General features: G+C 46.1%; 15 protein-coding genes and 1 pseudogene. 11 read left to right on the forward strand and 5 right to left on the reverse strand.

The features are described from left to right. Positions 1–94 precede the first annotated feature (94 nt). The 5 genes from ACLU9Q_RS10985 to ACLU9Q_RS11005 all read left to right on the forward strand — a co-directional run bounded on the left by ACLU9Q_RS10985 (position 95) and on the right by ACLU9Q_RS11005 (position 5,856). Positions 95–502, forward strand: a complete 408-nt coding sequence (locus ACLU9Q_RS10985; RefSeq protein ID WP_158369683.1) for a holin family protein — start codon at positions 95–97, stop codon at positions 500–502. 47 nt (positions 503–549) lie between these two features. Then, the gene (locus ACLU9Q_RS10990) at positions 550–2,076 is read left to right on the forward strand and encodes a glucosaminidase domain-containing protein (protein WP_158369685.1); all 1,527 of its coding nucleotides are present in this window, start codon (positions 550–552) and stop codon (positions 2,074–2,076) included. Between the two features lie 84 nt (positions 2,077–2,160). Further along, entirely contained in the window at positions 2,161–2,559 is a 399-nt protein-coding gene (locus ACLU9Q_RS10995; RefSeq protein ID WP_373216963.1) for an RNA polymerase subunit sigma-70, read from the forward strand. A gap of 218 nt (positions 2,560–2,777) precedes the next feature. After that, the gene (locus ACLU9Q_RS11000; RefSeq protein WP_178670008.1) at positions 2,778–4,283 is read left to right on the forward strand and encodes a recombinase family protein; all 1,506 of its coding nucleotides are present in this window, start codon (positions 2,778–2,780) and stop codon (positions 4,281–4,283) included. Then, a complete protein-coding gene (locus tag ACLU9Q_RS11005) occupies positions 4,276–5,856 on the forward strand; it encodes a recombinase family protein (protein ID WP_373216966.1) in 1,581 nt (526 codons plus the stop codon). The genes ACLU9Q_RS11000 and ACLU9Q_RS11005 overlap by 8 nt, the downstream gene beginning before the upstream one ends. 75 nt (positions 5,857–5,931) lie before the next feature. On the opposite strand, the gene ACLU9Q_RS11010 is transcribed toward ACLU9Q_RS11005, so the two are convergent. From ACLU9Q_RS11010 to ACLU9Q_RS11025, 4 genes are all read right to left on the reverse strand, one after another. Then, complete coding sequence (locus tag ACLU9Q_RS11010) at positions 5,932–6,570, reverse strand: hypothetical protein (RefSeq protein WP_158369692.1); 639 nt, start codon at positions 6,568–6,570, stop codon at positions 5,932–5,934. A gap of 2 nt (positions 6,571–6,572) precedes the next feature. Next, positions 6,573–7,028 (reverse strand): RNA polymerase sigma factor, encoded by a 456-nt coding sequence (locus ACLU9Q_RS11015; protein WP_262575231.1) that lies wholly within the window; start codon positions 7,026–7,028, stop codon positions 6,573–6,575. 350 nt (positions 7,029–7,378) lie between these two features. After that, positions 7,379–7,558 (reverse strand): hypothetical protein, encoded by a 180-nt coding sequence (locus tag ACLU9Q_RS11020; protein ID WP_158369694.1) that lies wholly within the window; start codon positions 7,556–7,558, stop codon positions 7,379–7,381. Between the two features lie 129 nt (positions 7,559–7,687). Next, positions 7,688–7,861, reverse strand: coding sequence for a hypothetical protein (locus tag ACLU9Q_RS11025; RefSeq protein ID WP_178670005.1), 174 nt, complete (start codon positions 7,859–7,861; stop codon positions 7,688–7,690). 158 nt (positions 7,862–8,019) lie between these two features. Between ACLU9Q_RS11025 and ACLU9Q_RS11030 the strand changes: the two genes are divergently transcribed. The 4 genes from ACLU9Q_RS11030 to ACLU9Q_RS11045 all read left to right on the forward strand — a co-directional run bounded on the left by ACLU9Q_RS11030 (position 8,020) and on the right by ACLU9Q_RS11045 (position 10,613). Beyond that, on the forward strand, positions 8,020–8,835 hold the full coding sequence (locus ACLU9Q_RS11030) for a hypothetical protein (protein ID WP_158369867.1): 816 nt from the start codon (positions 8,020–8,022) through the stop codon (positions 8,833–8,835). A 248-nt stretch (positions 8,836–9,083) separates the two neighbouring features. Next, the gene (locus ACLU9Q_RS11035; protein ID WP_158369696.1) at positions 9,084–9,560 is read left to right on the forward strand and encodes an Hsp20/alpha crystallin family protein; all 477 of its coding nucleotides are present in this window, start codon (positions 9,084–9,086) and stop codon (positions 9,558–9,560) included. A 149-nt stretch (positions 9,561–9,709) separates the two neighbouring features. Beyond that, positions 9,710–10,129 (forward strand): DUF1810 domain-containing protein, encoded by a 420-nt coding sequence (locus tag ACLU9Q_RS11040; RefSeq protein WP_373216969.1) that lies wholly within the window; start codon positions 9,710–9,712, stop codon positions 10,127–10,129. Positions 10,130–10,184: 55 nt separating this feature from the next. Then, positions 10,185–10,613: a DUF2500 domain-containing protein gene (locus ACLU9Q_RS11045; RefSeq protein WP_373216970.1), complete on the forward strand. Its 429-nt coding sequence runs from the start codon at positions 10,185–10,187 to the stop codon at positions 10,611–10,613. Positions 10,614–11,004: 391 nt separating this feature from the next. On the opposite strand, the gene ACLU9Q_RS11050 is transcribed toward ACLU9Q_RS11045, so the two are convergent. After that, on the reverse strand, positions 11,005–12,177 hold the full coding sequence (locus ACLU9Q_RS11050) for a M20 family metallopeptidase (protein WP_343839908.1): 1,173 nt from the start codon (positions 12,175–12,177) through the stop codon (positions 11,005–11,007). A 463-nt stretch (positions 12,178–12,640) separates the two neighbouring features. On the opposite strand from ACLU9Q_RS11050, the gene hcp reads away from it, so the two are divergent. Beyond that, on the forward strand, positions 12,641–14,314 hold the full coding sequence (hcp, locus tag ACLU9Q_RS11055) for a hydroxylamine reductase (protein WP_373216971.1): 1,674 nt from the start codon (positions 12,641–12,643) through the stop codon (positions 14,312–14,314). A 57-nt stretch (positions 14,315–14,371) separates the two neighbouring features. Then, a pseudogene (locus ACLU9Q_RS11060) lies at positions 14,372–14,587 on the forward strand (cupin domain-containing protein); the annotation flags it as partial. Positions 14,588–14,708: the final 121 nt, after the last annotated feature.

Here is a 14,708-nt window from a genome sequence, read left to right on the forward strand (position 1 = left end):
TAAAAAAATAAAACGAATGTGGAAAACAGGCAGTTCATCCTTCGGGACGGCTGCCTTTTTCAATACAAAAATCAAAGAAAGAGAGGAACGGAGCATGAAAAATTTTATTGAAGCGGCACAGTACGCATTCGCGGCACTTGGAGGGGCGGTGGGCGCTGTCATGGGAGGTTTTGACGGATTCCTGTACGCCCTGATTGTGTTCGTGGTGGTGGACTACCTGACGGGCGTCATGGCTGCGGTTCTGAATAAGAAGCTGTCCAGCGAGGTGGGTTTCCACGGGATTTTTAAGAAAGTGGTTATCTTCGCACTGGTGGCGGTGGGGCATATCGTGGATGCCTATGTCATTCAAAACGGGAGCGTCATCCGTACGGCGGTGATTTTCTTTTATTTATCCAATGAAGGGATCAGCATCCTGGAGAACGCATCGGTCCTTGGGCTACCCGTGCCGCAGAAGTTAAAGGATGTATTGGAACAGTTGAAAGATGGGAAAGAGGGAGAGTAAGCATCGGGTTTCCGGTGCTTTTTCCTTTGGAAAGAGAGGACAGGATTATGAAATTAGTACAGAGTATTTTGACTAAAAACCCCTGTTATACGGCAGGGAGAAAGATCACGGTCAAGGGGCTGATGCTCCATTCCGTAGGATGCCCGCAGCCCAAGGCATCGGTGTTTATCAATTCGTGGAACAGCCCGTCTTATAATAATGCCTGTGTGCATGGTTTTATTGACGGCAACGACGGCACGGTGTATCAGACGCTTCCATGGAATCATCGTGGCTGGCACTGTGGTTCCGGCAGTAAGGGAAGCGGAAACAATACCCATATCGGAGTGGAAATGTGCGAACCGGCGTGCATCAAGTACACATCGGGCAGTAACTTTACCTGCTCGGATAAAGCAACGGCAAAGGCTGTGGCAAAGAGAACGTATGAGGCGGCGGTGGAACTGTTTGCTATGCTTTGTAAGCAGTACAACTTAAACCCGACCGCTGATGGCGTCATCATCAGCCACAGGGAGGGGCACAGCCGGGGCATTGCTTCTAACCACGGAGACCCGGAGCATCTGTGGAATGGACTCGGCATGGGCTACACCATGGATGGATTCCGCAAAGCAGTAAAGGCGAAGATGAATGGCTCTGGCAGTTCTGGCAGCAGCACTGGAACTTCCGGCCTGCAGGCGTCTGCCCTTAAAAATCTCTCTGAGGCAGATGTGATCGCCAAGGTGGGGCCGCTGTTTACCGCAGACCAGAAGACAAGCGGTATTCTGGCATCGGTATCCCTGGCACAGTTTATTCTGGAGAGCGGATACGGGAAGAGTGAACTGGCACAGAACGCCAACAACTGCTTTGGCATGAAGAAGTCCCTGTCCGGGAATACCTGGAGTGGTTCCACCTGGGACGGCACTTCCATCTACACCAAGAAAACACAGGAATACGAGAATGGTGCATATATGACGGTAACGGCAGATTTCCGCAAATATCCGTCCGTGGAGAAATCCATTGCAGACCATTCCGCGTATCTTTTGGGAGCGAAGAATGGTGCGAAACTGCGTTATGATGGCTTGAAAGGCTGCACGGACTATAAGAAAGCGGTGCAGATCATCAAGGATGGCGGATATGCAACTTCCCCGACCTATGTGGAGAACCTCTGCTCCATCATTGAGAAGTGGAAGCTGACACAGTATGACGTGGCAAATGCCGGAACTGCGGAAGTCTGGTACCGTGTGCGTAAAACCTGGGCAGACGCAGCATCCCAGAAAGGCGCATTCCACAGCCTTGCCAATGCGAAGAAGTGTGCAGATGAGAATGCGGGGTATTCCGTGTTCGATGAATCCGGCAGGAATATCTATACCGGAAAACAGGCTGCCTTTCAGCCGTATCTGGTGAAGGTGTCAGCCTCTGACCTGCGTATTCGCAAAGGCCCCGGCATCGATAAGGCCAAGACCGGGAAGTACACGGGAAAGGGTATCTTTACGATTGTAGAGGAAGCGGACGGCCCCGGCGCATCCAAGTGGGGGCTTTTGAAAGCGTACCAGAAGAACCGTGATGGCTGGATTTCGCTGGACCATGCACAGAAGGTATAAGTAAAAAGTAATAAAAACGGTGCCCACTGAGGAAGATTTCCTTAGCGGGCATCATTTTTACATGGGCTTTTGTAGTGGAGGGGTATGATGAAGAACCAGGATATTATAAAACTGAATGATTTGAGACAGCAGGGCAAGGGCGCGGCGGAAATCGCGGAAACGCTAAACTTGCCATTGAACACAGTAAAATCTTATCTGCGCCGGCACCCGGAAGCAGACACCTCCCGTGTCTGCCCGCAGTGTGGGAAACCAGTGGTGCAGAAGGAAGGGCGGAAGGAGAAGAAGTTCTGTTCGGATAAATGCCGTAACCAATGGTGGAACAGCCACCAGTCGGAGATCAAAAAAGAGGCATATTACACGCTGGTGTGCCAGTTTTGCGGAAAGGAGTTTGAGAGCTATGGGAATCAGAGAAGGAAGTTCTGCAGCAGGAAATGTTACGGAAACCACAGAAAAAAACTCGCAGGAAAAGTATTCAGCGGATAACCTGATGGTCTACCGGGTGTCCCTTTCCCTGATTGACAGCCTGTATTCGGGCGGGCATCTTACGGCAGCAGACCGGAGGAAAGCATACACAATCATTGCCAGACGCCACGGCTTATCTTTGGATAGTATTTTCGCGGAAACCGCTTGATATATCTCCGCTTTAGAGTGATGAATATGGTACGCCAAAGATGGCGGAAATTGATACAAGGAGGGATAACATGGGCAGAAAAGTGACACGGGTGGCTTTTAACGTACCGGAGATTCCAAAAAAGAAAAACGTGGCGGCTTACTGCCGTGTGTCATCCGGAAAGGACGCCATGCTCCATTCGCTGGCGGCGCAGGTCAGTTATTACAGTGAGCTGATCCAGAGCCATGGGGAATGGGAATATGCCGGGGTCTATGCGGATGAGGCAAAAACCGGAACCAAGGACACCAGGGAAAATTTTGTGCGGCTGCTTTCCGACTGCCGTGCGGGGAAGATTGACTTGATACTGACCAAGTCGATTTCCCGGTTTGCCAGAAATACGGTAACGCTGCTGGAGACGGTGCGGGAGCTGAAGCTGATGGGCGTAGATGTTTACTTTGAAGAGCAGAACATCCATTCCATGAGCACAGACGGGGAGTTCATGCTGACCATCCTGGCATCCTATGCACAGGAGGAGAGCCGGTCGGCAAGCGAGAACCAGAAATGGCGCATCAAGAAGAATTTTGAGGAAGGGAAGCCATGGAGCAGTACGCTTCTTGGTTACCGCAACGTGAACGGGCGCTTTGAGATCGTGCCGGAAGAAGCACAAACCGTGCGGATGATTTTTGACTGGTATCTGGAGGGGCTTGGGGCAACCGCTATCCGGGACCGGCTGAATGCCATGGGAATCAAGACGAGGCTGGGGAATCAGTGGAACAGGAGCCCGATCTTAAAGCTGCTCCGTAATTACACCTATACCGGAAACCTTCTCCAGCAGAGGACCTACCGTGAGAACCACATCACGAAAAAGTGCATCATCAACCAGGGTGAAAAACCGATGTACCTTGCGGAAGGCACCCATGAGGCGATCATTGACATGGATACCTTCAACCAGGTGCAGGAAGAGATCAAACGCAGAGCGGAGAGATATAAAAGCCCGGAAGGAAAAAAGTGTGAGACATATCCCTTCACTGGCATGGTCCGGTGCGGCTGCTGCGGGAAAAATTATGTGAGGTCAGGTACACAAAGTTACCGGACATGGACCTGCAGGACCCGGAGAAAAGAGGGGCTGAAACATTGTGACGCAGAGATCATCCCGGAGGAAGAACTGATACGGCTTACCGCAGAGATACTCAGTGGGGAAGTTACTGAGGATGCCGTCAGGGATAAAATAACGGTTATCCGGGCAGAGAAAGACCGCACCCTGGTATTCTGTTTCAAGAATGGCAAGGAAACCGTTAAACAGTGGCGGGAGCATGAAACCGTGCATGTCTGCACAGAGGAGCAGAAGAGGCAGATCAGCCGGAAAAATTCTGGCAGGAAACGGACAGAGGAACAGCGCAGGCAGCAAAGTGAGCGGATGAAGGAATACTGGAAAGACCGCGAGTTCCCGGAGGAGCAGCGCAGACGGCAGAGTGAGCAGATGAAAGCATATTGGAATGACCGGGAAGCATCAGAGGGGCACAGGCAGACGGTGAGCCGCCTGATGAAAGAAATGCGGGCAAAGGAAACAGGAAAGGGGGCGCAGAACGATGGCTAATGTGACAGTGATCCCGGCAACCAGGAATTTCCACACCGGAATAAGGAAAGATGCCGTGGTCCAGAAAAAGACCGCCGGATATGCCCGTGTCAGCACGGACAGTGAGGAGCAGCAGACCAGCTACGAGGCGCAGGTGGATTATTACACTAACTACATTAAAAATAACCCGGAATGGGAGTTTGTCGGCGTGTATACCGATGAGGGTATCAGCGCAACCGGCACCAAGCACCGGGACGGCTTTAACCAGATGATACAGGATGCGCTGGACGGAAAGATCGATTTGATCGTCACCAAGTCGGTATCCCGGTTTGCAAGGAACACGGTGGACAGCCTTACCACGGTGCGGAAACTAAAGGAAAAGGGCGTGGAGGTGTACTTCCAGAAAGAAAACATTTACACTCTGGACTCCAAAGGGGAACTGCTGATCACCATCATGTCCTCCCTGGCGCAGGAAGAATCCCGGTCCATTTCAGAGAATGTGACCTGGGGCCAGAGAAAGCGGTTTGCAGACGGCAAAGTCAGCATCGCCTACAGCTCTTTCCTCGGCTACCAGAAAGGGGAGGACGGGCAGATGGAGATCGTGCCGGAGGAGGCAGAAATTGTAAGGCTTATTTACCGGATGTTCATGCAGGGAAAGACGCCTTACGCCATTGCAAAGTACCTGATGGAAAAGAAGGTCCCCACACCGACCGGGAAACAGCGGTGGCAGCACCGGACGATTGAGAACATACTGACCAATGAAAAGTACAAGGGCGATGCCAGGCTCCAGAAGTGCTATACGGTGGACTTCCTTTCCAAGAAGCGGAAAGTGAATGAGGGCGAGGTTCCGCAGTATTATGTGGAAGGCAGCCATGACGCCATCATCGCACCTGCAGAGTGGCAGATGGTACAGCTGGAGATGGAACGCAGGAGGAACATGGGGCGGAGCCATAACTGCTGCGGAACGTTTTCTGCAAAGCTGAAATGCGGAGACTGCGGGGAATTCTTCGGTTCCAAGGTCTGGCACTCTAACAGCAAGTATAAACGCACCATCTGGCAGTGCAACGCCAAGTTTAAGGGAGAGAGCAAGTGTACTACGCCGCATCTGTACGAACAGCGGATACAGGAGTTATTTCTGGAGGCGCTGGGGCGGCTACTGGAAAACCGGGAGACGGTCATGGATGACTGCCGTGCAGTGATGGATGTACTTGGGGATTGCAGCACCATTGAGAAGGAACTGGAATCCGTCAGTAGCGAGATGGAGGTAGTCACCGGGCTGATCCAGAAGCTGATTGTGGAAAACGCAACCCGGAAACTGGATCAGAACGATTACCGCAGGAAGTATGAGGGATATGTGAATAAGTACGCAGCTTTAGAGAGCCGGATGGACAGCCTGAAAAAAGACCGGGAGAGCCGGGAAATCAAGTTTGACATTTTCAGCGGGTTCCTGTTTGAACTGAGTGAACTGGAGGAACTGCCGCTGGAATTCGAAGTGAAGCTGTTCCACAGCCTGGTGGATTATGCAACAGTGTACCATGACGGGAGGGTGGTGTTTGCCTTTCGGAATGGCGCGGAGGTTGAGACAAGAATATAGGAAAAGAGGGATGCCCCGGAATTCAGTGTGGAGATGCTGGTTCCGGGGCTTATTTTTGTTAATGTATAGCACAGTTTATTCTGTTTTCAGTTCTGGATAACTTACCAAGCTAAGAATTTCTCCCTTTCCTACCCCATCTATTTCACGGAGTGAAACGGTCATCTGAAACTGCAAGCTGTCACGTTCATTATATACACAATAAGTAATGGTTGCTGTTTGATCTGAAACTGAAAACAAATCCTGCGGATCTAATATATTTCCTTCTGCATCGTAAATCCTCATATCCTTATTTTTCCAATAATCAGGAATCCAGTATATATAATCTTCGTCTGAAAAAATCTGTTCTAAGCCATCGTCTGAGTCATTACAGATGGTTTCACAATAATAACCGTCGTTTGCCGATATATAGAGAGAATATCCTTCACCTAAAGGCGTTTGTATTTTTTCAAGCGTAAATGTTTTATCCGGTATTAAGTCAATCTCGCTGGCTCCGGATAGATCCTGGGCATATACTTTAATCGGATACTCATCCATTATCCCGTAATGCCCATTCGCAAAAAATCCTGTTATTCCAATGATAAGCAATAAAAAAACAGCACTGCAATAACGCAATTTTAATGCCTTCTTCCTTTGCTTGGCAATTTGGTGTGCATTTTCAATAATCTGGACTTTTTTCTTTTCACTTAGCATGATTTCAGTTTTCAATTCATTCATTGTCATTCTCCTATTTTTAATTTTAATTGCTCACGAGCCCGCTGTAGCCGTTTTTTTACCGCAGCATCAGATATTTTTAATATGTTTGAAATTTCCTTTACCGAATAACCTTCTATGGAATGTAAAATGATAACGGATTTATATTTTGTGGGTAATAAGGAAATCTCCCTCAAAATTTCCTGTTCACCTAAAGTGGTTTCAGATATATCCGTTTCACTAATAGGGGAAGAAGGATGACGTTTCCAGTATCGGATTTGGTTTTTGCATATATTGATGCAGACGCGCATTAACCACGCTTTTGCATGCTCTTCATCTTTCAACTTTGGTTTTTTTAATAAATATCTCACATAGGTTTCCTGAACGGCATCTTCAGCGTCATGGGTATTTGATAGCATGAATAGCGCCATTCGATAAAGAAGATCCATATGCTCAGTAAATAATGTTTCTGCTCTCATCATCTTTACCTCTTTATATAGAACACACCATAGAGCTTAATGCGGTGACATTATTATTTTATAAAATTTCAAATAGCTGAACTATAAATTGAAATGCCGTCTTGTTTATTATTATCGATAAAGGAATATGTGTCCATATGAAAATGTGGAAAGGGGCTGGAGAAGGTGGCAGTTGATTAGCCAGATACTCAGAAAAATGGGAAATGAATAAATACAACATAAAGACCGTTGGTGGGTACGGATATAGTTTTGAAACGTGAAAAAACCGGCAGTTGCAACTATGAAGTAACTGCCAGTTTTTTTTCAATAAAAATAACCAGGTATATCAAACTGACCTGGTTATCTTAATTTTGTTATTGTATCTGGTCTGTCTTGATCTCCCCGCGTTCTTTTTCTATCTGCTCCAGATGCTGGATCAGTACATATTCAATGTAATTCGTCATAGAGCGGTGTTCATCTGTAGCAAGAATCCCGATTTTGTCAAACACTTCGTCCGACAGACGCAGAGTAAATACACGCTTGTTGGTTGCCATTTCCCTTGCCCTCCGTTCCGGGTATGAATTTATGGTATACCAATATGCGGTAAATTTATACGTTCACTAGACAGCTAAGTGATAGCACTTTACATCAAAAAGTGAAAAAGTAGACACAGATGGCAGTCTTTATTCTTCCATTTTAATTTCTCCATGCTCTTTTTCCACATCTTCTAAATGTTTGATCAGTATGTATTCAATATAGTTGGTTAAGGAGCGGTGTTCGCTGGTAGCCAGAATGCCGATTTTATCGAATACTTCATCTGACAAACGTAAAGTAAATACTCTTTTATTGGTTGCCATATTCCCTGTCCTCCAATTTTAGTATAGGTAAATGGTAATCGAAATTGGATGTGAAATATACAGTCACTTGATAGGTAAGTGATAGCACTTTATATTGTAAGAGTAGTGAAAACAAAAGAAAGAGTGATAAGAGTGAAGAAAGTGATAAGGTGTGGAGTATGAAAAGGTTGTGCCAATGGATAAAGGCAAAATGGAGGAAATTCTGGAGGGATGATGAGTATGATCCTTATGTGAAGCATTTGAGCCAGTCGGATAAAAGGGAACTGTGGTATGGAGCTTTTATGGTCTGCATGTCCGTGGTCGCCCTTTGCAGTTTTTCGATTGCGTTCAGTAACATCCGGGTGAGCCGCCAGAACAGCGAAGATATGGAAGAACTTATGGAAATGGTAGCCACATATATGGGTTCTGCCACGAAGGATGAATATGAGGAGATTGCAAAGACCATACGGCATGATCTGGTGTTTTCTGAATATGGGCAGGAAATAGAGAACTATATCCGTTATATTCCCAATACGGCAGACATCTGCCGGACATGCGGAGAAGGGTTCCCGTCACAGGTGTACCTTGTGTGTACCAATACGGGAGAACTGTATGACCTAGATTTATTTGAAAAAGGGGCGAATCCGGACGCTGGCGAATATGGTTACATGAGCATGAGCTTTGGATATGATGAGGTAAGCCAGACAAGTCTGCATATCACAAAAACTCCGGAGAATAAGGAAGGAACTGTGACAGTGCAGAGGGGACGAGGGATTGTCAGCGTCCAGAGAATGAAATCGTTATTTTGTGATGACTGTATCCGGGAGATGTTAGAAACAGTTGAAAACCAGCTGGTAGAAGAATTCGTGATCTTTGACGCAGAAGGACAGAAGTTTTACGCTGTGGATGACGGAAGTGTGCAGATCGGGGATTATGAACTGCAGGTGGAGTATGACGAGGGAGATTATGAAATAGAAGTGCGGTATGCGAAATAGGTGGGAAAAAGCATGGATATAAAAGCAGATAGTTTTTGGGTTAATTACATACGTGTGAATAACAGTTCACAGAAAATTCACAAAAATTATTAGCACTCACTCTTGACGAGCGCTAATAAAAGTGTTATAACACAGATAGAACAAAGGAGAAGGAAAGAAAGGAACCAGAAAAGGGTTCCGGTTTCTTCCCAATCATCCCCAGTTCCAATTAACAAGATGTTTTTAATTAGGAAAAGGAGCGATGACTTATGATGACACCTAGTATTTTTGGAGAGAACTTATTTGACGATTTCTTTGATGACTTTTTTGATTTCCCGTCCTTTGACGATAAGGCGATGCGTAAAGCGGAGCGGAAACTGTATGGACGCCATGCGGCGAATATGATGAAGACCGATGTGCAGGAACATGACGACCACTATGAGGTGGACATTGATCTGCCAGGCTTTAAGAAAGACGAACTTTCCCTGGAGCTGAAAGATGGCTATCTGGTAATCAGCGCGGCGAAGGGGCTTGACAAGGACGAGAAGGAAAAGAAAACAGGCAGATTTGTCCGCCGGGAGCGTTATGCAGGCAGCATGAGCCGGTCTTTCTATGTCGGGGAGGATGTAAAGCAGGAAGATATTCATGCGAAATATGAAAGCGGGGTATTGAAACTGAGCATTCCGAAGGCAGAAACAAGGAAGCCGGAGGTTGAAGAAAAGAAATATATTGCCATCGAGGGATAACGGCACCTCTTAATATAAATTAAAACCAGGCAGCCCGGAGTTCGGCGCGGTGTGTGTGAAACCGTCCGGCTCCGGGCTTTTTTTTGTTTGTGGTAGGAAAAAAGCCTGACCTGTGGTAGAATAATGGCAAACAGAGGAGGCAACAGAGAATGGATAACAATTTAGAGCGATTTTTAATCGCACAGCAGACTTATTATCAAACTGCCTTGCAGGAGATAAAATCCGGGAAGAAGCGCAGCCATTGGATGTGGTTTATTTTTCCGCAGATAGCGGGGCTTGGCTACAGTGAGACTGCCCGGTATTATGCTATTAAGAATATGGAAGAAGCGAAAGCATATATGGAAGATTACACGCTTGGAACGAATCTGATTGAAATATCTCAGGCACTTCTGGAGATAAAATCCAATGATGCGGACGAAGTGATGGGCCGGCCGGATAACTTGAAACTGAAATCTTCCATGACCTTATTTGCTCTGGCAAAACCGGAATGTGAAGTATTCCAGAAGGTATTGGACAAGTTCTTCCATGGGGAACGGGATCAGAGAACTGTGGAGATTTTGAGAGGATAATTTTTGAAACTAATAAATGTGTATGGTTTCCAGATACAAATAGGGAGGAACTGAAATGAGATTTGGTTATGGCGGATTTGACATGGGTTTCGGTGCATTTGAAATCATGTTTACTATAGTATTTGTAATCGTCATTGGAACCTTTATTGTAACGGCTGTGAAAGGAATCAGTACGTGGAATAAAAATAATCAGTCTCCGCATTTGTCTGTATCGGCAGTGATTGTATCCAAACGAACAGAGGTTACGCACCACAGTCATGCAAATGCTGGTGATGCGACGGGAGTGCATGGATATAGTACATCTTCTTCTACGTGGTACTATGTGACATTTCAGGTTGAAAGTGGAGACCGGATGGAGTTTTCTGTTAACAGCTCAGAGTATGGTATGTTAGCGGAGGGAGATTGTGGAAAGCTGTCCTTGCAGGGGACAAGGTATTTATCTTTTGAACGTAATGAAGGATGTGATTTTAGCAAAATTCGATGAGGAAGATGTTATTTAGATCTTATTTGTGTCAAAGAAACATTCAATTTCTATAAAAAATGAGTATCTGCATATGGTAATACGTTGCCCCGACTATTGTGAAGTCTGGTGATATGGAAATCACTTTTTAGATTCACATTTGTGCATACTGAATTATAATTTCTACGAGAATATTCGTAAAGGCTGCTGCGTACCGCAGATGCGGCAAGGCCTTGACGAATATTCTCATAGAAACGAACACGTAATCAAGCACAAAAAGGCGATTTCCGAGTACTGGAACTCTGATTTCCAAATTTCCAGATTCGAGATTTCGAGCCGCAAGAATATTCATCTCGGTCGCATATTCAGGATATTCGGAAAAATACCAGTCTTCAACAGGATGTCCTTATCTTATTTATTGGTGTTCTTCCAGCCAGCGGACTGCACAGTGCGCCAAACAAGCGGAGCCGATTGGACAAACATCCTCATTGAACCGAACTTTCGGATTGTGTGCAGGAGCATCTCCCCGTTCATCCATATATCCTGCCGAAAGATACATGTATACGCTGGGGACTCTCTCTGCAATATTCGCAAAGTCCTCAGAAGCACTGGCTGATGTGTCAGGAACAGGAGTCAGACCAGGGATTGGCAGTTCTTTCATATAGTCCACTATTTCGTTCGTCATATCAGGATCACATACTAACGGCGGCACCTCAGAAATCATCTCAATCTCTGCCGATCCTCCAAATACCTCCGCAGTCTTGTGAACAACCTCCTTCAGCCGCCGAAGCAGTTTCTCGCGGCTGGCACTGTCATTGGTGCGCAAGGTTCCTTGGAGGACGGCAGTATCCGGGATGATGTTGGGTGCTGAACCTGCGGAAAAATTGCCGATGGTTAGCACACAGGATTTGCTGGGATCTGCTTCCCGCGCAATCAACGATTCAAAGGCAAGGTACATATGAACACCGATATTGATTGGATCGATGGAACTGTGCGGATATGCGCCGTGAGCACCCCGTCCATGGATTGTGATTCGGAAACCATCCACAGAGTACATCATGGTTCCGCCGCTGTTGTACATGAATAAGCCCACAGGCATCCTGCCAGAACCGACATGATAGGCTAGAGCTGCATCCACACCCTCCAGTATCCCATGCGCCAGCATATCTTTCGCACCCTCAAAGGTTTCTTCCGCAGGCTGGAACATAAACCGGACCCTGCCAGCCAGCATGGATTCATTTTCTTTCAGCATCTTTGCCGCTGTCAGCAGCATGGCTGCATGGAAATCATGGCCGCAGGTATGAGCCTCTGTGCCGGTTGGACAGGAAAAGGGTTCGCCGCTTTCCTCCGGCATAGGCAGTGCATCCATATCCGCTCGGAGCAGGATTGTTCTGCCCCCTTCCTTGCCCAACTCCGCAGTCACTCCATGCCCGCAGGGATGTGGAGCCAATCCATGTCCTCTCAACTGATCCATAATATAGGCTTGTCCTTTTGGCATATGAAGGCCCACTTCTGCGTTGCGGTGCAGCCAACGGCGGTGAGAGATAGTTTCTTCACGCAGTGCCAGCGCCCGTTTATAAAAATCCATAATCATACCTCCTTAATTTGCTGCGAAAAATTAATAAACATATATTGAGAAAATTATAGCAATCGGCGTTGATAACGTCAACAATGTTTATAGTTTGCCCACTATTTACAAAAAAGACGCATCTGGGCATCACAAAAGTTTTAGCAAGCCGCATGGGTAGACGTAACAAAAGCCGGTGTTACATGGAATGGGGATGCTTCAGAATGGTGTGTTGAGCCATATAACACAGTAGTATAGCATACAGACCTTGGGGAAAGTCTATAAACACTACTGTTTTATAATACGGGGGATGTTTTATTTCTGGCGGAGCGAAATTATGTTGCGTGTATGGGCTGTTCTACAAGAGATAAAGCCCGGGCAGAAGAGAGAGTTGCTATATGGGAAGTTTTTCCTGTGATAAGTATATTTTTTTTATGCTGGCTAATACTATATCACAAAAATGAATGATAAGGAAGGTCAGTATATGAGCAATAACATGGATTTAGGTTATGAGATGTTTTGTTATCAGTGTGAACAGACAGCGAATGGAAAGGGCTGTACAAAGTTAGGCGTTTGTGGAAAAACACCGGAAATTGCCAATCTGCAGGATTTATTGATTTTTCAGATCAAAGGGATCAGCTGTTTTGGAAAATCACTGGCGGCAGCTGGACAGGAGATTGAAAAAAGCGTGATAAGTTTTATTGAAAACATTCTTTTCACCACGCTTACAAATGTCAATTTTGATGCTAAGGAACATGTGAAATTGCTGAGAAAATCACAGGAAATCAAAGAAAATTTAAGGGAAAGGGCAGGGGAGATTAAAAATCATACTGCCCATGCTTCTTATGATCTTCCGGAAACAAAGACGGAGATGTTAAAGGATGCGCATCTGGCAGGAATTATGTATGATAAATCCTTAGATCCGGATATTCGTTCTTTGAGGCAAACGATTTTATACGGACTAAAAGGTATCAGCGCATACGGGCATCAGGCGAGAGAACTGGGCTATTACAGTGACCAGGTAGATGATTTTTATATTCAGGCATTGGAGGCTCTCACAGACGATAGCCTTACAGTAGAAGAACTGATCCGGATGACCATGCGTACCGGAGAAATGGCAATTGCGGTCATGAAAAAACTGGATGAAGCAAATACGGAGGTTTACGGAAATCCAGCTCCGCACAAGGTCAATATCCATATGAAGAAGGGGCCTTTTATTATTGTTTCAGGTCATGATCTCAAGGATCTGGAAATGCTGCTGGAACAGACAAAGGGGAAAGGAGTCAATATTTATACGCATGGAGAAATGCTGCCATGTCATGGGTATGAGGGATTAAAAAAATATCCTCATCTTGTGGGAAATTTCGGAGGGGCATGGCAGGATCAGCAAAAGCAGTTTGACAACCTTCCGGGATGTATTTTGATGACCACGAACTGCCTGATGCGGCCAAGGGAGAGTTATAAAGACCGGATCTACAGCACGAATGTGGTAGGATGGGAAGGAGTAAAGCACATCGGCAGAAAAGAAAACGGGGACAAGGATTTTAGTGAAATCATTCAACAGGCAATAGAACTGGGCGGTTATCCGGAAGATCAGGAGCCGCAGGAGATATTGGTTGGATTTGGGCATCATGCCGCATTAAGTTATGCTGAAAAAATCGTGGAGGCTGTAAAGGCGGGAAAAATCAGGCATTTCTTTCTGATTGGCGGTTGTGACGGAGCAAGACCCGGACGAAATTATTATACAGAGTTTGCAAAGCTGGTTCCGGAAGACTGCATGATTTTAACGCTGGCATGTGGAAAATACAGATTTAATAAACTGGAATTTGGAGAAGTAGCGGGCTTGCCCAGGCTTCTGGATGTCGGGCAGTGCAATGATGTATATTCTGCAATACAGATTGCGACAGCCCTGGCAGATGCTTTTGATACCGATGTAAATGGGCTGCCGCTGTCATTGATCTTATCCTGGTATGAGCAAAAGGCAGTTGCTGATTTGCTGGCGCTACTGAGTCTGGGAATAAAAGGTATTTATCTGGGTCCAACCCTGCCGGCATTTTTGAGTCCGAATGTGCTGCAGTATCTGGTGGACACTTTTGATTTGCGGCTGATCAGTAATGCGGAGGATGATATTAAGAACTGCCTGAAACAGAATATTTAAGGAATTTGCATCAGGGGGTGAGGGCTGCCTCTCCAGCCGTTTATGATGGTATAGGAGATAACGCTGTTTTCCTTCGATAAAGGAGAAGAAATTTCCACCCATGCATCCGGTGGGGATGCGATGGTAACTGTGCTGGAAGGCATAGGGAAATTCACCGTAGGGGGCAAAATATTTATTCTTAATGAGGGAGAAACGCTCATTATGCCTAAGGATGTTCCGCATGCAGTGTACGGAGAGGAACGGTTCAAAATGCAATTGACGGTTTCTTTTTGAATATCCTGTCAGGTTGATAATTTAACAATAGGGAAATTTTCAGGTAAAAGGCTCAAATTTAACGATAGCAGACATGAAAAGGCGCTATCGTTAAATTTTTATATAGGCAGTCGCAAAAAAG

Source organism: Marvinbryantia sp. (assembly GCF_047017445.1).
Taxonomy (GTDB): Bacteria; Bacillota; Clostridia; order Lachnospirales; family Lachnospiraceae; genus Marvinbryantia.